The sequence below is a fragment of the Streptomyces sp. NPDC048172 genome, assembly GCF_043202595.1.
In the GTDB taxonomy this organism is placed as follows: Bacteria; Actinomycetota; Actinomycetes; order Streptomycetales; family Streptomycetaceae; genus Streptomyces.
Genome location: NZ_JBIDAT010000008.1, coordinates 35109 through 53659, shown reverse-complemented (window position 1 = coordinate 53659; position 18551 = coordinate 35109). Strand labels below are relative to the sequence as shown.

Annotated in this window: 22 protein-coding genes; 13 read left to right on the top strand and 9 right to left on the bottom strand. The window is 73.6% G+C overall.

Annotated features, from left to right (window positions below):
- Positions 1 to 9 precede the first annotated feature (9 nt).
- Complete coding sequence (locus ACGF3A_RS32075) at positions 10 to 867, top strand: LysR family transcriptional regulator (protein ID WP_393733921.1); 858 nt, start codon at positions 10 to 12, stop codon at positions 865 to 867.
- Between the two features lie 31 nt (positions 868 to 898).
- Here ACGF3A_RS32075 and ACGF3A_RS32070 read toward each other — a convergent pair whose 3' ends face one another.
- Positions 899 to 1321, bottom strand: coding sequence for a MarR family winged helix-turn-helix transcriptional regulator (locus ACGF3A_RS32070; RefSeq protein WP_393733920.1), 423 nt, complete (start codon positions 1319 to 1321; stop codon positions 899 to 901).
- 200 nt (positions 1322 to 1521) lie between these two features.
- Here ACGF3A_RS32070 and eno point away from each other — a divergent pair, with 200 nt between their 5' ends.
- From eno to ACGF3A_RS32050, 4 genes are all read left to right on the top strand, one after another.
- Positions 1522 to 2802, top strand: a complete 1281-nt coding sequence (eno, locus tag ACGF3A_RS32065) for a phosphopyruvate hydratase (protein ID WP_393733919.1) — start codon at positions 1522 to 1524, stop codon at positions 2800 to 2802.
- A gap of 95 nt (positions 2803 to 2897) precedes the next feature.
- Positions 2898 to 3239, top strand: a complete 342-nt coding sequence (locus ACGF3A_RS32060; RefSeq protein ID WP_393733918.1) for a PadR family transcriptional regulator — start codon at positions 2898 to 2900, stop codon at positions 3237 to 3239.
- Positions 3236 to 4195, top strand: coding sequence for a hypothetical protein (locus tag ACGF3A_RS32055; RefSeq protein WP_393733917.1), 960 nt, complete (start codon positions 3236 to 3238; stop codon positions 4193 to 4195). Before ACGF3A_RS32060 ends, ACGF3A_RS32055 begins: the two co-directional genes overlap by 4 nt.
- A 183-nt stretch (positions 4196 to 4378) precedes the next feature.
- On the top strand, positions 4379 to 5218 hold the full coding sequence (locus ACGF3A_RS32050) for a phosphatase PAP2 family protein (RefSeq protein ID WP_393733916.1): 840 nt from the start codon (positions 4379 to 4381) through the stop codon (positions 5216 to 5218).
- Here the strand turns inward: ACGF3A_RS32050 and ACGF3A_RS32045 are convergent.
- The 3 genes from ACGF3A_RS32045 to ACGF3A_RS32035 all read right to left on the bottom strand — a co-directional run bounded on the left by ACGF3A_RS32045 (position 5215) and on the right by ACGF3A_RS32035 (position 7785).
- Complete coding sequence (locus tag ACGF3A_RS32045) at positions 5215 to 6408, bottom strand: cytochrome P450 (RefSeq protein WP_393733915.1); 1194 nt, start codon at positions 6406 to 6408, stop codon at positions 5215 to 5217. The two genes, ACGF3A_RS32050 and ACGF3A_RS32045, sit on opposite strands and share 4 nt — an antisense overlap.
- Before the next feature lie 97 nt (positions 6409 to 6505).
- Complete coding sequence (locus ACGF3A_RS32040; RefSeq protein ID WP_393733914.1) at positions 6506 to 7168, bottom strand: rhomboid family intramembrane serine protease; 663 nt, start codon at positions 7166 to 7168, stop codon at positions 6506 to 6508.
- Between the two features lie 2 nt (positions 7169 to 7170).
- Positions 7171 to 7785 carry a helix-turn-helix domain-containing protein gene (locus ACGF3A_RS32035; protein ID WP_393733913.1) on the bottom strand — a complete coding sequence of 205 codons (615 nt, stop codon included), beginning with the start codon at positions 7783 to 7785 and terminating at the stop codon, positions 7171 to 7173.
- An 81-nt stretch (positions 7786 to 7866) separates the two neighbouring features.
- Here ACGF3A_RS32035 and ACGF3A_RS32030 point away from each other — a divergent pair, with 81 nt between their 5' ends.
- Positions 7867 to 8526, top strand: a complete 660-nt coding sequence (locus ACGF3A_RS32030) for an FMN-binding negative transcriptional regulator (RefSeq protein ID WP_393733911.1) — start codon at positions 7867 to 7869, stop codon at positions 8524 to 8526.
- Between the two features lie 54 nt (positions 8527 to 8580).
- Positions 8581 to 9291, top strand: a complete 711-nt coding sequence (locus ACGF3A_RS32025; protein WP_393733910.1) for a B3/4 domain-containing protein — start codon at positions 8581 to 8583, stop codon at positions 9289 to 9291.
- Here ACGF3A_RS32025 and ACGF3A_RS32020 read toward each other — a convergent pair.
- Entirely contained in the window at positions 9257 to 10108 is an 852-nt protein-coding gene (locus ACGF3A_RS32020; protein ID WP_393733909.1) for a helix-turn-helix transcriptional regulator, read from the bottom strand. The two genes, ACGF3A_RS32025 and ACGF3A_RS32020, sit on opposite strands and share 35 nt — an antisense overlap.
- An 88-nt stretch (positions 10109 to 10196) precedes the next feature.
- Between ACGF3A_RS32020 and ACGF3A_RS32015 the strand changes: the two genes are divergently transcribed.
- The 3 genes from ACGF3A_RS32015 to ACGF3A_RS32005 are packed head-to-tail and all read left to right on the top strand — an operon-like array spanning position 10197 to position 11922.
- Positions 10197 to 11000 carry an SDR family NAD(P)-dependent oxidoreductase gene (locus ACGF3A_RS32015; protein WP_393733908.1) on the top strand — a complete coding sequence of 268 codons (804 nt, stop codon included), beginning with the start codon at positions 10197 to 10199 and terminating at the stop codon, positions 10998 to 11000.
- Positions 11001 to 11053: 53 nt separating this feature from the next.
- Entirely contained in the window at positions 11054 to 11413 is a 360-nt protein-coding gene (locus tag ACGF3A_RS32010; protein ID WP_393733907.1) for an ArsR/SmtB family transcription factor, read from the top strand.
- Positions 11413 to 11922 carry an SRPBCC family protein gene (locus ACGF3A_RS32005; RefSeq protein ID WP_393733906.1) on the top strand — a complete coding sequence of 170 codons (510 nt, stop codon included), beginning with the start codon at positions 11413 to 11415 and terminating at the stop codon, positions 11920 to 11922. Before ACGF3A_RS32010 ends, ACGF3A_RS32005 begins: the two co-directional genes overlap by 1 nt.
- 165 nt (positions 11923 to 12087) lie before the next feature.
- Here ACGF3A_RS32005 and ACGF3A_RS32000 read toward each other — a convergent pair whose 3' ends face one another.
- Positions 12088 to 12792, bottom strand: a complete 705-nt coding sequence (locus tag ACGF3A_RS32000; protein WP_393733905.1) for a type 1 glutamine amidotransferase — start codon at positions 12790 to 12792, stop codon at positions 12088 to 12090.
- 75 nt (positions 12793 to 12867) lie between these two features.
- Between ACGF3A_RS32000 and ACGF3A_RS31995 the strand changes: the two genes are divergently transcribed.
- Positions 12868 to 14694: a P-loop domain-containing protein gene (locus tag ACGF3A_RS31995; RefSeq protein ID WP_393733904.1), complete on the top strand. Its 1827-nt coding sequence runs from the start codon at positions 12868 to 12870 to the stop codon at positions 14692 to 14694.
- Between the two features lie 74 nt (positions 14695 to 14768).
- Here the strand turns inward: ACGF3A_RS31995 and ACGF3A_RS31990 are convergent, their stop codons facing one another.
- The 3 genes from ACGF3A_RS31990 to ACGF3A_RS31980 all read right to left on the bottom strand — a co-directional run bounded on the left by ACGF3A_RS31990 (position 14769) and on the right by ACGF3A_RS31980 (position 16763).
- Positions 14769 to 15116 (bottom strand): YciI family protein, encoded by a 348-nt coding sequence (locus ACGF3A_RS31990; protein ID WP_393733903.1) that lies wholly within the window; start codon positions 15114 to 15116, stop codon positions 14769 to 14771.
- A gap of 70 nt (positions 15117 to 15186) precedes the next feature.
- Positions 15187 to 16110: a virginiamycin B lyase gene (locus tag ACGF3A_RS31985; RefSeq protein ID WP_393733902.1), complete on the bottom strand. Its 924-nt coding sequence runs from the start codon at positions 16108 to 16110 to the stop codon at positions 15187 to 15189.
- Positions 16107 to 16763, bottom strand: a complete 657-nt coding sequence (locus tag ACGF3A_RS31980) for a CatB-related O-acetyltransferase (protein WP_393733901.1) — start codon at positions 16761 to 16763, stop codon at positions 16107 to 16109. Before ACGF3A_RS31980 ends, ACGF3A_RS31985 begins: the two co-directional genes overlap by 4 nt.
- A gap of 182 nt (positions 16764 to 16945) precedes the next feature.
- Here ACGF3A_RS31980 and ACGF3A_RS31975 point away from each other — a divergent pair, with 182 nt between their 5' ends.
- Together ACGF3A_RS31975 and ACGF3A_RS31970 are read left to right on the top strand one after the other, a co-directional pair.
- On the top strand, positions 16946 to 17530 hold the full coding sequence (locus ACGF3A_RS31975; protein WP_393733900.1) for a GNAT family N-acetyltransferase: 585 nt from the start codon (positions 16946 to 16948) through the stop codon (positions 17528 to 17530).
- A gap of 13 nt (positions 17531 to 17543) precedes the next feature.
- Entirely contained in the window at positions 17544 to 18200 is a 657-nt protein-coding gene (locus ACGF3A_RS31970; protein WP_393733899.1) for an alpha-ketoglutarate-dependent dioxygenase AlkB family protein, read from the top strand.
- The last annotated feature ends 351 nt before the right edge of the window (positions 18201 to 18551 follow it).

The following is an 18551-nucleotide window of genomic DNA, read 5'->3' as shown; positions in this document are numbered from 1 at the left end:
CGTGCGGGTATGGAAAGACTGGAGGTCCGCGAGCTCGTCTACTTCAGCGCTGTCGCCGAAGAACTGCACTTCGGTCGGGCGGCCGCCCGGCTGGGGATGGCCCAACCGCCGCTCTCCCGCGCCATCCAGCAGCTCGAACGACGGCTGGGCGTGACCCTGTTGGAACGTGGCAGTCGCCGGGTCGCACTGACCGAGGCGGGGGCCGTCCTGCTCCGCGAGAGCCGTACGGTGCTCGACGCCGCGTCGGCCGCGGCGCACCGCACCCGGCGGGCCGGCCGCGCCGACCCGCGTCTGGTCCTGGCCATCAAGCCGGGCGGCGACGGTGGCCTGCTGCCGGCGATCCTCGACGCCTATCAGGCTGAGCCGGGTGCGCTGCCGGTCGAGCTGGTGTGCAGCTTCGGCGAGCGTGAGATCCTCCTGCGGGAGGGTCGTGCCGACGCCGCCCTGCTCCACCGCCCCCACCCCGAACTCACCGGCCTGGACACCCAGGACCTCCTGACCGAGACGCAACTTCTCGTGATGCCGCGTTCGCATCGCCTCGCGGTCCGTACCCGGGTCTGCCTGAACGATCTCGCCGAGGAGCCCCTGCCGCGCTGGCCGGGCGCATCTGAGGGTGGCTCACACGGACCCGAGGTCCACGACCTCGGGCAGCTTCTCCACCTCATCGCCTTGCGCCGCATGATCGCCGTCCTCCCCTCCTCCATCCGCGACCAGCTCCGCGACGACCTGGTCGCTGTCCCCGTCGACGATGCCGAGCCCACCACGCTCGTCCTCGCCTGGCCCGAGCACGCCACCTCCCCAGCCCTGGCCGCCTTCGTCCGCGCGGCGGTCGCCGTCGCGGGCAAGGCGACGGGCCACGGCGGATAGAGCGGGGAGACACGCGGGGCGGGACGAGCCACTAGTGCGCGGCGAGGCGCTCCACCAGGCCGATGCCCTGGGCCAGCAGCTCCCGTTCGCCGGGCGTCAGCTCCGCCTCGATCGCTCTCGCGAGCCAGTCCGCGCGGCGGCCGCGCTCTTCTTCCAGGAGGGTGCGGCCCGCGGCGGAGAGTTCGACCAGGGACTTGCGGCCGTCGGTGGGGTGGGCGCGGCGGGTGACGAGGCCCTGGTCCATGAGGAGGCCGACGGCGCGGGCCATGGACTGGGGGCGGACGCGCTGGTCGGCCGCGAGCTCGCTGGTGGTCATCGCGCCGCTGCGGTCCAGGGCGCCGAGGACGGCCACCTGGCCGAGCGGCATCTGGTCCTCAAGCTTCACGCGCCGCGTGAGCTTTCCCATCGCGGTGCGGAGCTCGGCTGCGACGGCGGCGGATTCCGTAGGGGGCATACCGAATTTTAACGCAGCGAGACTGCACAGCTGAACTGAGCAGCTGAACTGCACAGCACAGCTGCGCAGCATTGCTGTAGAGTTCTGCCGTGCCGGGGTCAGCGTCAGCGTCGCCGCAGCCGGACGGCCCCGGTTCGTACGCGAAGTACGAAGCGCACAGCGCGCAGCGCAAAGCGCGCAGACGGGAAGGACTGACTCCCATGACCGCCATCACCTCCGTCACCGGCCGCCGCGTCCTCGACAGCAGGGGCAATCCCACCGTCGAGGTGGACGTGGAGCTGGCGGACGGGTCCATAGGCCGGGCCGCCGTCCCCTCCGGCGCCTCGACCGGCGCCCGCGAGGCCGTCGAGCTCCGCGACGGGGACCCGGCCCGCTGGCACGGCAAGGGCGTCGACCGCGCCGTGCGCCACGTCAACTCGGAGCTGGCGTCCGCCGTGACCGGCCGCGAGGCCGAGGACCAGGCCGGGCTCGACGCCGCGCTCGTCGCGACGGACGGCACCCCCGCCAAGTCCCGGCTCGGCGCCAACGCGCTGCTCGGGGTCTCGCTGGCCACCGCCAAGGCCGCGGCCGCCGCGCACCGGCTGCCGCTCTACCGCTACGTCGGCGGTACGGACGCGCGGCTGCTGCCCGTGCCGATGATGAACATCGTCAACGGGGGCGCGCACGCCGACAATCCGCTGGACTTCCAGGAGTTCATGATCGCCCCGATCGGCGCGGAGACCTTCGCCGAGGCCGTACGGATGGGCTCGGAGATCTTCCACACCCTGCGCCGCGACCTCCTCGCCGCCGGGCACTCCACCGGCGTGGGCGACGAGGGCGGCTTCGCGCCGACGCTGCGCACCGCCGAGGAGGCGCTCGACTTCGTGGTGGCCGCCGTCGAGCGCACGGGGTACCGGCCGGGCACGGACATCGGGCTGGTGATGGACCCGGCCTCGTCCGAGTTCTTCCGCGAGGGGGTCTACGACTACGCCGGGGAGGGAGTACGCCGTACGCCCGCCGAACAGGCCGCGTACCTGGTCGAGTTGATCGACGGCTACCCCGTCGTCTCGATCGAGGACCCGATGGCCGAGGACGACCTGACCGGGTGGCGGGACCTGACCGCGCGGGTCGGCGGGCGCTGCCAGCTGACCGGCGACGACGTGTTCTGCACGAACGAGACCCTGCTGCGCGAGGGCATCGACACCGGCGTCGCCAACTCGATCCTGGTGAAGGTCAACCAGATCGGCACCCTGACGGAGGCCCTGGCCACCGTCCACGCCGCGCACCGGGCCGGATACACGGTCGTCATGTCGCACCGCTCGGGCGAGACGGAGGACACGACGATCGCGGACCTGGCGGTGGCCACGGGGTGCGGCCAGATCAAGACCGGCTCCCTCTCCCGCTCCGACCGCACCGCCAAGTACAACCAGCTCCTGCGCATCGAGGAGCGGTTGGGCGCCAGCGCCCGGTACGCGGGCGCGGAGGGCGCGCTGCGCCGCTAGGTCCCGGCGCGGCGGCGGGGCCAGTGCGCGCGGCGCCCAGGCAGGTGGTGGCCCCGCTTGCGGATATATATCGGGTGTCGATATATTCTCCACGCATGACGCGAAAGAACCCGTCGCTGACGGAGCCGCAGTTCTTCATCCTCGCCGCGCTCATGGACGGGCCGCTGCACGGCTACGGCATCATCAAGGCCGCCGAGGAGGCCACTGACGGGCGGCTCCGGCTCGCCGTCGGCACGCTCTACGGCGCGCTGGAGCGGATGGAGCGGGCCGGGCTGGTGGCCGCCGACCACGAGGAGATCGTGGAAGGGCGGGCCCGGCGGTACTACCGGCTGACCGAGGACGGCACCGAGCTGCTCGACCGCGAGGCGCTGCGGATGCAACAGGCGGCGGCCTTCGTCCTCGGGCGCTCGCGGAACCGAGGGGTGGCGGAGGCATGAACCGTCTGCTGCTCGCGGCCTACCCCGCGTCCTACCGTTCCCGGCAGGGAAAGGAGTTGCTGGACTGCCTGGCCGAGGCACATCCCGGCCGTTCCTGGCCGCCGCCACGGGAGATCGTCCCGCTGGTGCGCGGCGGTCTGGAAGCCCGCGCCCGTGCCGTCGCCGACGACACCGCACGGCCGTGGTGGCTGGACGGCATCCAGCTGGCCGCCCTCGCCCTCGCCGCGCTGGCACTCGTGCCGTATCTGCAGGACGTATGGCACTGGGTGCTGCACATCGACCCCGGCCAGCAAGCCATCGCCTTCCACTTCTCGGGCTGGTACCCGTGGGCCGAAGGGCCCGGCACGCGGACGCGGCTCCTGCCGTACGGGCTGCTGCCGCTGGTCTGTCTGGTGGCCCTGCTGCGCGGCAGGCCGTGGATCGCGCTGCCGACCGCGGCGGCGATGGTCTACGCGGGTGCCACGTTCCGCAGTTCCACGCTGTTCGGCCACGAGGGCAAGTACGGCCTGGGCTACTACGGGCTGGGCTCCCCGATAACGGCCCACGACATGGCTCTGCCGGTGACGCTGTGCCTCGCGTGCACCGTGCTGGCGGCCTGCCGTACCGGTCGGCTGCGGCGCCACTCGTACCGCTGGCTGGTGCCCGTCGTGCTCGCCATGTACGTGGCGGGGAGCTTGCAGCTCACCGCCGTCAGTCCGCTCTTCCAGCGCGGCCTGTTCACCCTCGAAGTCGCCGCGGTGCTCAACGCGTGGGCGGCGACGGCCGCCACCGGGGACCGCCGGTGGCTGATTCCCGTCGCGGCCGTCGTGTTCATCCGGACCCGGGCGATCGTCGCCGAGCCGGAGGGGTTGATGAACTCCCTGCCGGACCTGGTGGTCCTCGCCCTCCTGATCGCGCCTCTGCCGGCTCTGATCATCGCCGCTCAGCGCCGGCGGGACGGGCCGCTCGCCGGATAGCGGACCGGCACCACGCGCACGAAGAAGACACACGCAGAGCACGCACACAGGAAGAAAGCGATGCCTCAGCACCACAGCCCGACCGTGTCCCCACACCGCCCGGCCCCCTCCGGTCAGGCGGCCCCGGAAGTCCCTGCCGCACGCGGTTCCGCACGCGGTTCCTCGCGCAGGGAACGGCCGTGGATGCCGCCTCTGCTGTACGCCCTCGGACTCCTGGCGGTCTACCTCCTCGCCCTCTGCACCCCGATCGGACAACGGGCGGAGAACGCGATCCTCGACAGCACGGAGGGCTCACGGGAGGCATGGTTCTATCCCTTGTCGGGAGCGGAGTACGGCTCAACGCCGATGCCGCCCATGGAACTGAGCGCCGAGCGCACCCTGATGGTGGGCCTGGCCGTCCTCGTGCTCCTCATCCTGGTGCGAAGGTGCTGGTGGCAGGGGTGCGCGGCGCTCGGAATCGTCGTTGTCACGGCCGGGGGCGGTGAGGTGCTCAACGGGGTGCTGCCCCGCCCCGACCTCGTGAACGCCCCCGAGAACCTCCTCGGCCAGGGGTTCCCGAGCGGACACACGATCATCCCCGCCTCGCTGACCCTCGCTGCCGTCCTCGTCGTCGCTCCCCGCGTCCGCCCCTACGTCGCCACGGTCGGCACGCTGTGGCTCGCCTGCATCGCCGCCGCCTCCGCCACCATGGGCGGCCACCGGTCCAGCGAGGTGCTGGGGGCGGCCTTGATGGCCTGCACCTGCTCCGCGCTCGTGACATGGCTGCTGCCGCTGCTGCCGCGCGCCGCCGCACCGGACATCACGCCGGTCCCTCGTGCGCTGTCCGCCGTCGTCCTGGCGCTGTCAGCAGCCCTCGCCCTCGTCTGCGGAGCGCATGGCGAGTCCCTTCCACGGTCACTGACCTCGGGGGTGACGGGGTTCGTGTGCGTAACCCTGGTCTGGTACGCCGCAGTGATACTGCCCTCGCGGACCGCGCGCACGGCGCAGACCGCGCAGACCGCCGGGCGGCGTGCTGTCCGCTAGGACCGGGCCGGGGCGGGGTCGGTGTGGACGGTGACCTCCAGGTGTTCCAGGCCGCGCAGGCCGTTGTTGATCATCGGGGTCGAGGACACGGTCTCGAACCGGCTCACCCGGTCCGCCAGCCGCTCCAGCAGCGCGCCCATCTCCAGCCGGGCCAGATGCATGCCGACGCATACGTGTTCGCCGCGGCCGAAGGCCAGGTGGTCCGAGGGGCGGCGGGTGATGTCGAAGCGCTCCGGGTCCGGGTAGTGGCGCTCGTCGCGGTTGGCCGAGCCGTAGAGCAGCGCCACCCGGCTCCCGGCGGGGAGGGCGACCCCGTCGATCGTATGGTCCTCGGTCAGGACCCGGCTGAAGTGCGGGACCGGGGTCTCCAGGCGCAGCGACTCGTTGATCGCGTGCGGGATCAGCGAACGGTCGGCCCGCAGCAGCTCCCACTGCTCGGGGTGCGCGGCGAAGAGCGCGACGGCGTTGGTGATCGCGAGGATCGTGGTGTCGAGGCTCGGCGTGACGTAGTCGAGCATCAGCGCGGGGCACTTCTCGCGCGGCAGCTCGCCGCGGTCGGCGGCCTCGTGGAGGTGGGCCGCCCAGCCGTCCGGGGAGATGCGGCCCGGCACCGCCTCGTGGGCGACGAAGTCCATGAACTCCCCGACCACGGGCGCCGCCTTCTCGAAGCGCTCGTCGGCGGGGCCCTGCATGTCCCACATGGCCGCGGCCCACTCCAGCATCTTCTCGCGCCCCCGGTCGGGCAGGCCGACGAGTTCGGAGACGACGGCCATGGGCAGGTGCTCGGCCAGCTCCGTCGCGGCGTCGAACCGGCCCCGGCCGACCAGCTCCGTGACGATCCGCTCGGCCTCCGCCTCGATCGTGGGCCTGACCTCGCGCATCCGGTCCGCGCGCAGCGGACGGCCCAGCACCGCGCGCATCGCGGTGTGTTCGGGCGGGTCGCTGCAGAGCGTGATGCCTTCGAGTTGGGCGTTCATCCCGGGGTCCACGAACACGCCGCGCGCCGAGGAGAACGTCCGCCAGTCCGTGAGCGCGGCCCGCACCTCCTGGTACCGCGGGAGCGCGTAGAGGTCGTAGCGGGAGAGGTGCACCACGGGGCCGAGCGCCCGCAGTTCCTCGTAGAGCGCGTAGGGGTCGGTCCGGGCCTCGGGGGTGTAGAGATCGATGTCGCTGACCGGTATTGCGGACACGCTGGCTCCAGGGGGACGCGCGGCCCCGACAGTTGGTGGCCCGGTCCCGGCTCGTCATCGGCACGAAGGTCCCAGCGATCTTCGCACGCCGCCCCCGTCAGGCGGCGAGCGGCGGGCGCGCGGGAATCGCCATCCCGGCTCCCAGCGCGCAGCCGACGAGGATCCCCACGCCGTGGTTGTCGGTGAGGAGGCCGAGCACAAGGCCCGCCGCGGGTACGAGCGTTGCCGCGCGGCGCAGGGCGAGGACGTCGCCGCGCACCGCGTAGCGGACGGCGAGCGCGCCGACGAGGCCGCAGACCGCCACCGAGTCGCCGCCTCCCCGGGGGCTCCAGCTCGCCATGCTGACCGCCTGCGCCGCCACCCCGCTCGCCGCGAAGACGAACAGCGTCCGCCAGGGGCCGAACTTCCGCTCCGCGACGGGGGCTACGGCCGCGAGCGCGGCGAGATTGAAGAGGAGCTGGAACCAGCCCGACGACTGCACCGCCAGCGCGGTGACGGCTCGCCACCACGCCCCGTGCGGGTGCCGCTCCAGCGCCTCGACCATGGCGGGGAACGCCTCCTGGGCCACGCCGAGCACGACCATGGCGGCCACCAGTCCGGCGGCGGCTTTCGGGACGGGCCGCTGCCACGTCCGTAGCAGGGCGAGGGGCGGAGCCACCTCCGCGCCGCCCGGGCCGTTCGTGGTGGCGAACGCCGCGAGGAGCCGTACGCCAGTCACGACGACGACCGCGGCGCAGCCGTAGAGCAGCACGGTGTGCACGGTCAGGCTCCCCCCACTGGACCCGGCGAGCTCGACGGGCCCGGCGGCAGGTGGACGGTCATGATCAGGTGGCAGGAGGCGGAGCCCGCCCCCCGGTACGTGTGCGGCGCTTCGCCGTCGAAGGTGGCCGTCTGCCCGGCCTCCACGGGGTGTTCGGCGCCGTCGACGATCAGGGTCATGCGGCCGGTGGTGACGCTCAGGGTCTCCACGACCCCGGGCTGGTGCGGGTGGCTGGGGTACTCCTCCCCCGGCTCCAGCTTCCAGCGCCACACCTCGACGGGGGACGTGCCCGTGGGTGTGCCCGTGGTCGTCAGCATGAGGCGGGCCTCGCTGCCCCGCTCGCCGGTCCACAGCGGCGCCACCGCGTCGGCGGCCACGACGCGGACGCGGCCCTCCGCAGGGCCTTCCAGCAGCGCGGAGACCGAGACGCCGAGGGTGTCGGCCAGCCGGACGAGGGTGGCGAAGTTGGGGTTGCCCTGGGCCCGCTCCAGCCCGACGAGCGCCCCCTTGCTGACCTGGGCACGCCGCCCCAGCTCGTCCAGGGAGAGGCCCGCGCGGGCGCGGGCCGCCCTGACGTTCTGCGCGAGCGTCCGCAGGGCCGCGTCCGTCTCGGTCATCCGCTCACTCGCTCTCACTCACCCTCACGGTCACGGTCATTCCGTTGTACGGTTCAGTCGTTCCATTGTAAGGAGAAGTGCATGTTCATACACCCGTGGGACGCCGGTCTGGACGACGCCGAGTGGCGGAGCTGGCTCGCCGAGGGCCACGACTTCGGCCAGCTGAGCGTCAACGGCCTGCCCGGAGAACCGCCCTCCGTCGTCCCCACCCACTTCACGCACGAGGACACCCGGCCCCGGCTCCTGGTCCACCTCGCCCGCCCCAACCCCGTCTGGGCGGCGATCGAGCGCGACCCGCACGTCCTGTTCACCGTCATCGGGGACTACGCCTTCGTGCCGGGCCCCTGGCGCGCCAAGGACGGTGTCCCGCCCACCGACGGCGTCCCCACCAGCTATTACGCGGCCGTCCAGTTCACGTGCCGCGCCACGGTCGTCGACGACCCCGAGGCCAAGGCCGAGCTGCTGCGCCGCCAGCTCGCCCACTTCCAGCCCGAGGGCGACCACGCCCCCGTCGCCGTGGGGCAGCCGCCGTACGGCCGGATGCTCTCCGGCATCCGGGGGCTGCACCTGGACGTCACGGACGTACGGGCCAAGTTCAAGTACGACGACCACAAGCCCGAGGCGTACCGCGCGGGCGTCGCCGACCGGCTCACGGCGCGCGGCGAGGGCCTCGACGTCCCCACCGCGCGCCAGCAGCGCCGCCGCCTCGACCGCGTCGGCGACTGGCAGCCGCAGCCCTGAGACCCCGCCCCCCCCCGCCGTACGGACACCACCACCGGAAACGGAAACACCCCCATGACCACCTTCCGCCTCACCCCCGCCGTCGCCGACGGCTTCCCCGGCACGCTCATCGCCGTCGTCACCGCCACCGGGCTGCGCGGCCACGAGAGCTGGCCCGGGACCGTCGCGGCGCTGGAGGACCTGGAACGGCGGCTCGCCGACGGCAGCTGGCAGCCCGCCGACGAGACCGATCCGCGCATCGAGGCCTGGCACGCCGCCTACCGCTCCTTCGGCACCAACCCGCGCCGCGTCCGCCCCAGCGTCGACGCGCTCGGCCGCCGCCTCGCCAAGAAGGGGTCGCTGCCGCGCATCAACCCGGCCGTCGACTCGTACAACGCCGTCTCCGTCGGCCACGGCCTGCCCGCCGGGGCCTTCGACCTCGACCGGGTCGAGGGCGACGTGGAGATCCGGCCCGCTGACGGCACCGAGTCCTTCACGCCGCTCGGCGAGCCCGGGACCGTGGAACAGCCGAAGCCCGGCGAGATCATCTACGCGGACGCCACCGGCGTACTGACCCGGCACTGGAACCACCGCGACGCCCACCGCACCCGCGTCACCGAGGACTCGGCGCACGTCGCGTTCGTCCTCGAAACCCTCCGCGCCGCCGACGACGGGCACCTCCTCAAGACGGCGGCGGACGAGCTGTGCGAGCTGCTCGCCCCGCACTCCGAGGAGACCGCCGTGCACCACCTCAGCCCGGAACGTCCATCCGCTGCGTGCCGATGACGGAGAGCAGCCGCATGGCCTCCTCCGAGGGCGAGCCGGGGTCCGGGGTGTAGATCACGACGCGCTGATCGCGGTCGGCGATGTCCAGGACGTCGCAGCTGACGGCGACCCGGCCGACGAGCGGGTGGTGGAAGGTCTTGCAGAGGCTCGGCGCCACCGACACGTCGTGCGAGTCCCACAGCCGGGCGAACTCCTCGCTGCCGGAGCGGAGTTCGGCGACAAGCGCGGCCACCTCGGGGTCGTCGGGATAGCGGGCGGCCGTCGCGCGCAGCTCGCGGGCGGCGGAGGCGGCGAACTCGGCCACCTCGGAGACCCCGTACAGCCGCCGCCCCGCCAGGTTCGGGCCGAGGAACGCGCGCCGGGCGAGGTTGCGGTCGTGGCGCGGGAGCGCGGAGAAGTCCTCCATGAGCGCGGCGGCCAGCGCGTTCCAGGCGATCACCTCGTACGTCGCGGAGAGCACGATCGCGGCGGCCTGCGGCAGCCGGTGCAGCAGGTCGAGGATGCTGCGGCGCACCTCCCGCGAGGGCGCGGACGCGGGGGCCGGGGGCACGCCCGCGAGGTGGTGGAGATGGCCGCGCTCGGCGTCGGAGAGGCGCAGGGCCCGCGCGAGCCCGGAGAGCACCTCGCGGGAGGGCCTGGGCGCGCGCGCCTGCTCCAGCCGTGTGTAGTACTCGGCCGAGATGAAGGCGAGTTGGGCCACCTCCTCGCGGCGCAGCCCGGGGGTGCGGCGCCGGGGCCCGGCGGGCAGCCCGGCCTCCGCGGGGGCGATCCGCTCTCGCCTGCTGCGCAGGAAGGCGGCCAGTTCACGTCTGTCCACGCGCCCCAGTGTGCGGCTGCGTGCCGGACGGTATCCAGGTACCGCCGGTGCCTGGATGAGGCCTGGGGGCGGGCGGAGGCTCGCCCTCATGGACACCGCACAGGAGACACACGACGTACCCGCCCGGCCCCGGCCGGGCATGCTCGCGGGCAAGGTCGCCTTCCTCACCGGCGCGGGGCGCGGCATCGGCGCCGCCGCGGCCCGCCTGTTCGCCCGGGAGGGCGCGAAGGTGCTGCTCGCGGCCCGCTCGGAGGACCAGCTCAAGTCGGTCGCCGAGGAGATCAGGGCGGCGGGCGGCACCGCGGCGCACCTCGTCTGCGACCTCGCGGACACCGGCGCCGTACGGGCGGCGGTCGAGCGGACCGTGGAGCTGTACGGGCGGCTCGACGTCGCCTTCAACAACGGCGCGACGAACATCCCGCCCGGCCCGCTGGACGGCGTGCGCGAGGACGACCTCGACCACGTCTACGCCGTCAACCTCAGGGGCCCCTGGGCCGCGCTCGTCGCCGAGGTCGCCGCGATCCGGGCCACGGCGGGGCGCGGCGCGATCGTCAACAACACCAGCGTCGGCGCCCTCATGGCCAACCCCGAACTGCCCGCGTACGGCGCGATGAAGCGCGGCCTCAACAGCCTCACCGCGTCCGCCGCCGCCACGTACGGCCCCGAGGGCATCCGCGTGAACGCCCTCGCGCCCGGCCTCACGCTCACCGAGATGGTGCGCGACTGGGACGCCGCCGTCCCCGGCACCGTCGACCGGCACACCGCACGCGTCCCGCTCGGCCGCGCCGCGGCGCCCGAGGAGATCGCGGAGGCGGCGGCGTGGCTGCTGAGCGACCGGGCCTCGTACGTGACGGGGGTGGTGCTGCGGGCGGACGGCGGCATGCTCGCGTAGCTCCCTCGCTATATGCCTTGACGCGTATATACGCGCAGAGGCATATTGGAGGGGTGATCGACACGCTCCTGTCCGCCCTCGCGGACCGCCACCGCCGCGCACTGCTCGACGCGCTGCGGCGGCAGCCACGCGCGGTGGGCGAGCTGGCCGAGGAGCTGGGCGTCAGCCAGCCGACCGTCTCCAAGCACCTCCGGGTGCTGCGCGAGGCCGGGCTCGTCCGCGTCACCAAGCGGGCCCAGCACCGGATCTACGCGGTGGTGCCCGAGGCCCTCGCCGAGCTGGACGGCTGGCTCGCGCCGTACCGGGCGCTGTGGAACGACCGCCTGGACGCCCTGGGGGAACACCTCGACCGGACGGCACGGGAGCGTGCCCCCGATTCCGCCGAACCCCCCACCGAAAGGGAGCGAGACTGATGGACCTCGGTACCTTCATCGACTTCGACGGGCGCCCGGCCGTCCGTTTCACCCGTACCTACGACCACTCCGTCGAGCGCCTGTGGCAGGCGATCACGGAGCCCGGCGAGCTCGCGCACTGGTTCCCCTCCCCCGACGTGCGGATGGAGCCGCGCGTCGGCGGCAAGATCGAGTTCGCGGGGGACCCGAACATCAAGGACGACCTGTCCGTCGGCACGGTCCTCGCCTACGAACCACCGCACCGTCTCGCGTACGCGTGGGGCGACGACGAGCTCCACTTCTCGCTGCGCTCGGCGGGGGACCGTGGGTGCGAGCTCACCCTCGTCAATGTGCTGGAGCGGCGCGACGCCGCGGCGCGGAACGCGGCTGGCTGGGACGCGTGCCTGGCCGCGCTCGCCTCGCGGCTCCTGGGTACCGAAGATTCGGATTCCCTCGACTGGGAGCCGAGGTACAAGGCGTACCTGGCAGCGGGCCTCCCCTCCGGCGCACCCGTTCCGGGATCCGAGTAGGGGCTGCCCCTCTCCGCCTTCGCGGGCTGCGGGCACGCGGTGGCTGAGCGCGCAGTTCCCCGCGCCCCTTTGGCCAAAGGGGCGCGGGGAACTGCGCGACCGGCCACGAAGCACCCGCGGCCCGCGACGGCCGTAAGTGGCAGCCCCTACCCGGCCCTGACGGGGCTACCTTCCGCTCGGCACCAGATCCGCGAAGCGGCGGACAAGGGACGTCCAGAGGGGTGCCGCCTCGGCGTCGTCGGACTCTGCACGGGCGCAGAGGGCGGCGTGGTCGAGGCCCAGTCCCGACAGGCGGTCCAGGTCCCAGCCGCGCAGGCGGGACGGTGGGGCCTCGGGGTGGAACTGGACGCCCCAGGCCCGGTCGCCGACCCGGAACGCCTGGTGGGGGCAGTCGGCGCTCTCCATCAGCCAGACGGCGTCCGGCGGCAGCGCGGTGATCTGGTCCTCATGGTTCTCGATGGCCGTCACGCGAGGCGGCAGCGCCCCGAAGAGGGGATCGCGCGCGGCCTCCGGCCGTACGGTCAGCGGCGTGCTGCCGACCTCGGGGCGCCCGTGCCGGGCCGCGACCGAGCCGCCCGCCACATGGGCGAGGAGCTGGCCGCCCAGGCAGATCCCGAGCACGGGGGTGCCCGCCTGAAGCGCGTCGGTGGTCAGCGCCCGGAGGTCCGCGAGCCAGGGCGCCCGCGCGTCCTCGTCGGGCAGGTAGCCGCCGCCCAGCACGACCACCGCGCCGTGCTCCACCTTCCGGGGCACCGGCTGTCCCTCGTACGCGTGCGTGACCTCCACCGTGAGGCCGGTCTCCGCGAGGACCTCGCCGACCCTTCCGGGCCCGCCGGTCGGCGTGTTCTGCACCACGAGCACATCTGTCACGGCGACGAGCGTACGGGGGGCGGCGGGGGCCAGAATGGGCGGGCCAGGAAACACGAGAGGAAGGCGGGAAGCAGCGTGCGTGAACGGTCCGGAGGGCACAGGCGGGGCGGCGGACGCCCGTACGGCGGCCGGCCGAACGGCGAGCGCCGGGCCCGCACCTCGCACGACGAGCGCCCGCACGCGCCCCGTGGTCCCAGGAGCGGGCTCGCCGAGGAGCTGGGCGCGCTCGAAGGCGCCCAGTACGGGCGGTACAAGGGCCTCGTCGGCCGCTGGGAGCTGCCCGGCGGCCCCGGCGGTGTCTCGCTGGAGCTGGTGCGCGCGCAGTCCGACCCGTACGCGCCGCCCGCGCGCGTGGCCGTGCGCGTGCCCGGCGAACTCGCCGGGTTCCCCGAGGAGTTGTGGGCGACGGCCGTACGGCGCCGCGCTCTCGCCTCGTATCTGGCGCGGCGGGCGGCGGGCGCGCTGCGCGGCGAGAAGGCGCTGCGTGTGGACGCGGGCGGACAGGAGGTGCTGGACCGCAGTTCGTGCACCGTCGACGCGGAGGACGGCTCGGTCACGCTGCGGCTGGGCGCCGCGCTGCCGGGCCACGGGCGGCGGATCGACGGGCGCGAGGCCCAGCGGCTGCTGACCCGGGTGCTGCCGGAGGCGGCCGAACGGACGCTGCGCCACGCCCCGTCGGGCGCGGAGGGCACGGAGGGCACGAAGGACGCGGAGGCCGTGCGGCGCTTCGTCGAGACCGTCGAGGACTCGGTCGCGCTGCGCGACGCGCTGCCGGGGCTGGGCCTCGTCGGCTTCGTCGCGGACGGCGCCGTGCTGCCGCGCCGCAGCGGGGTGGACGACCGGCCCGCGACGGGCGGCGGCGTGATCCCGTTCGCCTCGCCGGACGCGCTGCGCGTCACCGTCGAACTGCCGCACGCGGGGCCGGTGTCGGGCATGGGGCTGCCGGAGGGCGTGAGCCTGGTCGTGGGCGGCGGCTTCCACGGGAAGTCGACGCTGCTGCGGGCGCTGGAGTCCGGCATCTGGGACCACGTTCCGGGGGACGGACGGGAGTTGGTCGTCGCCCGCCCGGAGACGGTGAAGCTGCGCGCGGAGGACGGGCGGCGCGTGGAGCGCGTGGACGTGCACGCGTTCGTCGACCACCTCCCCGACGGCTCCGACACCTCCGACTTCTCCACCGAGAACGCCTCCGGCTCGACCTCGCAGGCCGCGTCCCTGTGCGAGGCCGTCGAGGCGGGCGCCAGGGTGCTGCTCATCGACGAGGACACGGCCGCGACGAACCTGATGATCCGCGACGCGCGGATGCAGGCCCTCGTCGCCAAGGAGCGCGAGCCGCTGACCCCGCTCGTGGACTCCATCCGCTCCCTCCACCGCGACCACGGCGTCTCCACGGTCCTGGTGATGGGCGGCTCCGGGGACTATCTGGAGGTCGCCGACCGGGTGCTGATGATGGACGCCTACCGGCCGTCGGACGTGACGGAGCGGGCCCGGGAGATCGCGTCCGTACCGACGGGGCGGCGGGCCGAGGCCGAGTCGTTCCCCGGCGTCGTCCCGCGCGTCCCCGTGCCGTCCTCGCTCGACGCGGAGGTGCGCGGACGCCCCCGCATCCGGGCGCGCGGCGAGGACGTCCTCTCCTTCGGCGACCACGAGGTGGACCTGCGCGCGGTCGAGCAGATCGCCGACCCCCGGCAGGTCACGGGGATCGGCCTCGCCCTCGAACTCGCGGTGCGCCGGGGCCACGTGGACGGCGAACGCACCCTCGCCGCCGGACTCGACCTGCTCGGCGAGGAGCTGACGACGGCCGCGCTCCTCGCCGTGCGCGACGAGGACTTCGCGGTCCCCCGGCGCTACGAGATCGCCGCGGCCCTCAACCGCGTACGCGGCCTGCGCATGCGAAGGGCTTGACGCGGGCCCCCGCGACTGACGCGAGCCCCGCCCCTGACGCGAGCCCCGCGCCTGTCGCGGGCCCCGCGCCCGACTCAGGCGGATTCGAGGACCGGGCGGACCTCGATCGTCTCCGGTGTCGGCAGGCTCCTGGCCAGCTCGACGGCCTCCGCGCGGTCGGCGACCTCGACCAGGAACCAGCCGCCGAGCGTCTCCTTACCGCCGTACGCGGGCCCCTCGGTCACCTCCGACGCGCCGTCGAGTCCCGTACGGACGGTCACGGGGCCCTGCCTCTCGGTCTCCAGCGCCTCGCCGCCGACCAGCTTGCCGTCCGCGGCGAGGGTGCCGATCCAGGTCTCGTACTCCTTGCGGTAGGCCTCTCGGTCGTCCTGGATGCGGCGGCGGGAGGCGTCGGTCTCGAAGATCACGAGCGCGAATTTCATGAGGGTCCTCTCAAGACATGACAAGGTGCCGAAAAGGGCGGAAAAGGTACTGACTGAGTGAGGGCGGGCTTCAAGCGGGGGCGACGCGGACGAGGTCGCCGGTCTCCAGCGCCGCCCACAGCGCGCCGTCGGGACCGACGGCGATGCCGTGCGGCTCGGAGCGGGGCACGGGCAGGTCGTAGGTGGCGACGGCACCGTTCGGGGTGACCGAGCCGACGCGGTTGCCGCCCCACTCGGTGAACCACGCGGTGCCGTCGTCCGCGACGGTCACGGCGTGCGGGCGCGCGGCGCGGTCGGGCAGCGGGAACTCGGTGATCTTCCCGTCGGGCGTGCGCCGCCCGACCTGGCCCGCGGCGATCTCCACGAACCAGACGGCCCCGTCGGGGCCCGCCGCGACGCCCACAGGAGCCGCGTCCGGGGTCGGCAGCGGGTGGAGCTCGACGGCGCCGTCCATGCCGATCCGCCCGAGCGCGTTCGCCTGGTTGAGCGCGAACCACATGCCGCCGTCGCCGCCCGCGGCGATCGCGGAGGGGAAGGCGCCCGCGACCGGGAGCGGGAACTCGGTGACGTCCCCGTCGACCGTGATCCGCCCGATCCTGTCCGCCGCGGTCTCGGTGAACCACAGCGCGCCGTCCGGACCCGCCGCGATCCCGAAGGGACCGCACTCGGGGGTCGGCAGCGCGAAGCCGCTGACCGCGCCGTCCGTGGTGATCCGCCCGATCCGGTGCGCCCGGTACTCGGTGAACCACAGCGCGCCGTCCGGGCCCGGCGTGATGACGGTCGGCCCGCTCGCGGGGTCGAGCCGGTGGCTCGTGACCTCGCCGCCCGGGACCAGCCTGCCGATCCGCCCCGCGTGGACCAGCGTGAACCACAGGGCGCCGTCGGGCCCGGTGGTCAGGGCGTACGGCCCGGCCTCACCGTCGGACACGGTGCGCACGTCGAGCGTGAACTGGGGCTTGGACTGGGACTGGGACTGGAACTGGGGCCCGCTCATCGGCCGTCCTCCTCGCGGGACGCGGCGGCGACCCGGGCGATCTCCTCGGGGCCGCCGCCCATGAGGGTGCGGGCGTGCTCGGTGACGCGCTCGGCGGGCCAGTCCCACCACGCGATCTCCAGGAGCCGTGCGACATCGGCGTCGGAGAAGCGCTGCCGGATCGCCCGCGCGGGGTTGCCGCCGACGATCGTGTACGGGGGCACGTCCGCGGTCACCACGGTCCCGGCCGCGACGATCGCGCCGTCGCCGATCCGCACGCCGGGCATGACGGTCACCCGGTGCCCGAGCCAGACGTCGTTGCCGACGACCGTGTCCCCGCGGCTGGGCATGGACGTGACGAGGTCGAGCGTCTCCTCCGCCCACCGGCCGCCGAACATCGTGAACGGGTATGTGGACACACCCATCGTCGGGTGCTCGGCACCCGCCATCAGGAAGCGGACGCCCGCGGCGAGCGCGCAGTACCGGCCGATGACCAGGCGCTCGGGCCCGTACGCGTAGAGCACGTTGCGGTGCTCGAACTCCGTGGCGCCCTCGGGGTCGTCGTAGTACGTGTACTCGCCGACGGAGATGTTCGGCGAGGAGACAAGGGGCTTGAGGAACACCACGCGCTCGTGCGCGGGCAGCGGGTGGACGGTGTTCGGATCAGGTGCCAAGGCCGGGCTCTTCTCAGGCGATCATGGGATGTCGGTTGTCGCTCGGGAACGAGCCTCGTGCAGCCCTGAGGGCCGATCAACGACGGATTCCGCATGGCTGCCATTAGCAGGAGTGATCGACGGGACGATCGCCGGGACGATCGCCGGGACCCGGCCGTGGTGCGCCGTGATGAACTGGACGTATGAACGACACCGTGCCCGTGACGACCTGGTACCTGGAGCAGACGTCCCCCGACGATCTGACCCCCGCCCACATCCCGGACGAGACGTCCGGAATCCGGATCGAACGGGCCGGAACACCCAGCCCCGAGTTCAGCCGCTTCCTCTACGCCTCCGTCGGCACCGACGTGACCTGGACGGACCGGCTCCCCTGGACGTACGCGCGCTGGCGGGAGTTCCTGGAACGGCCCGGCGTCGAGACCTGGGTCGCCTACGAGGACGGGACCCCCGCCGGGTTCATCGAGCTCGACGGCGCGACCGAGGGCGTCAGCGAGATCAGCTACTTCGGCCTGCTCCCCGCCTTCCGCGGCCGGGGCATAGGCGGCCACCTCCTCTCCCACGGCACGGCCCGCGCCTGGGACCTGGCGACGCGCTGGGACGGATTCCCCGAGGTCAAGCGCGTATGGGTGCACACGTGCAGCAAGGACGGGCCGTACGCGCGGGCCAACTACGAGCGGCGCGGCTTCCGCGTCCACCGCGTCGAGGAGGGCCACGAGCCCGACATCACCCACCCCGGCCCCTGGCCCGGCGCGGGCCCCCTCGGATGAGGAGGAGGGGCTGATGGACGCCCTGCTCCCCCGCCCCCGTACGGTCGTCGCCCCCGGCGCCGTCCATGTGCCGGGCTGGCTCGGCCCCGACGCGCAGCGACAGCTCGTCGAGGCGTGCCGCGCGTGGGCGACGGGCCCGGTCCCGATGCGCCACACCCGGCTGCCGCGCGGCGGAGTCATGTCGGTCCGCACGGTCTGCCTGGGCTGGCACTGGAAGCCGTACGCCTACACCCGTACCGCCGACGACGTGAACGGGGCGCACGTCGCCCCCTTCCCCGCGTGGCTCGCGGAGTGGGGGCGGCGGGCGGTCGCCGACGCGTACGAGGACCCGGCGGCGGGCGCGGCGTACGCGCCGGACACCGCGCTGATCAACTTCTATGACGCGGCCGCGAGGATGGGCATGCACCAGGACAAGGACGAGCGCTCCCCCGCGCCCGTGGTCTCCTTGACGGTCGGCGACTCCTGCGTCTTCCGCTTCGGCAACCCTGAAACGCGGACGCGGCCCTGGACCGACGTCGAGCTGCTCTCCGGCGACCTCTTCGTCTTCGGCGGTGAGTCCCGCTTCGCGTACCACGGTGTCCCGAAGGTCCACCCCCACACGGCCCCGCCCGCCCTAGCCCTCTCCGGCCGCCTCAACCTCACCCTCCGCACAACAGGCCTCACAGACTGACAGACCCCCCTTCCAGGGACACGGCCCTGCGCGGTTCAAGACTTCGGGGCTTGCCCCTTTGCCCTAAGGGGCGCGGGGAACTGCGCGACAAGCCACGACGCGGCGGCAGCCCGCGAACCACAGCCCGGGGCACCCCGAACCCGGCCCCGTTACGCGGGACACCCGGCGCAGGGGGCTGCGCTTGCCAACCCTGCGCCTTGCGCAGACTTCCCAAGCGCTGTGGGGCGGAGGGAGCAGACTTCCCAAGCTCAGTGGGGGGGTGGGAAGGGCAGCTGAGACCTGCGTGGTCTCAGTCTTTAAGACGTTGACGTCCAGAGTGTGGAAGACGGTGGACCAGGCACGGCAGCACAT

Excerpts from the sequence above, each read along its gene's own strand:
- ACGF3A_RS31975 (WP_393733900.1), top strand. The coding sequence starts at position 16,946 with ATGAACGACACCGTGCCCGTGACGACCTGGTACCTGGAGCAGACGTCC.
- ACGF3A_RS32060 (WP_393733918.1), top strand. The coding sequence starts at position 2,898 with ATGACGCGAAAGAACCCGTCGCTGACGGAGCCGCAGTTCTTCATCCTC.
- ACGF3A_RS32025 (WP_393733910.1), top strand. The coding sequence starts at position 8,581 with ATGACCACCTTCCGCCTCACCCCCGCCGTCGCCGACGGCTTCCCCGGC.
- ACGF3A_RS32015 (WP_393733908.1), top strand. The coding sequence starts at position 10,197 with ATGGACACCGCACAGGAGACACACGACGTACCCGCCCGGCCCCGGCCG.
- ACGF3A_RS32055 (WP_393733917.1), top strand. The coding sequence starts at position 3,236 with ATGAACCGTCTGCTGCTCGCGGCCTACCCCGCGTCCTACCGTTCCCGG.
- eno (WP_393733919.1), top strand. The coding sequence starts at position 1,522 with ATGACCGCCATCACCTCCGTCACCGGCCGCCGCGTCCTCGACAGCAGG.
- ACGF3A_RS32070 (WP_393733920.1), bottom strand. The coding sequence starts at position 1,321 with ATGCCCCCTACGGAATCCGCCGCCGTCGCAGCCGAGCTCCGCACCGCG.
- ACGF3A_RS32005 (WP_393733906.1), top strand. The coding sequence starts at position 11,413 with ATGGACCTCGGTACCTTCATCGACTTCGACGGGCGCCCGGCCGTCCGT.
- ACGF3A_RS31990 (WP_393733903.1), bottom strand. The coding sequence starts at position 15,116 with ATGAAATTCGCGCTCGTGATCTTCGAGACCGACGCCTCCCGCCGCCGC.
- ACGF3A_RS31985 (WP_393733902.1), bottom strand. The coding sequence starts at position 16,110 with ATGAGCGGGCCCCAGTTCCAGTCCCAGTCCCAGTCCAAGCCCCAGTTC.
- ACGF3A_RS32075 (WP_393733921.1), top strand. The coding sequence starts at position 10 with ATGGAAAGACTGGAGGTCCGCGAGCTCGTCTACTTCAGCGCTGTCGCC.
- ACGF3A_RS32050 (WP_393733916.1), top strand. The coding sequence starts at position 4,379 with ATGCCGCCTCTGCTGTACGCCCTCGGACTCCTGGCGGTCTACCTCCTC.
- ACGF3A_RS32035 (WP_393733913.1), bottom strand. The coding sequence starts at position 7,785 with ATGACCGAGACGGACGCGGCCCTGCGGACGCTCGCGCAGAACGTCAGG.
- ACGF3A_RS32030 (WP_393733911.1), top strand. The coding sequence starts at position 7,867 with ATGTTCATACACCCGTGGGACGCCGGTCTGGACGACGCCGAGTGGCGG.
- ACGF3A_RS31970 (WP_393733899.1), top strand. The coding sequence starts at position 17,544 with ATGGACGCCCTGCTCCCCCGCCCCCGTACGGTCGTCGCCCCCGGCGCC.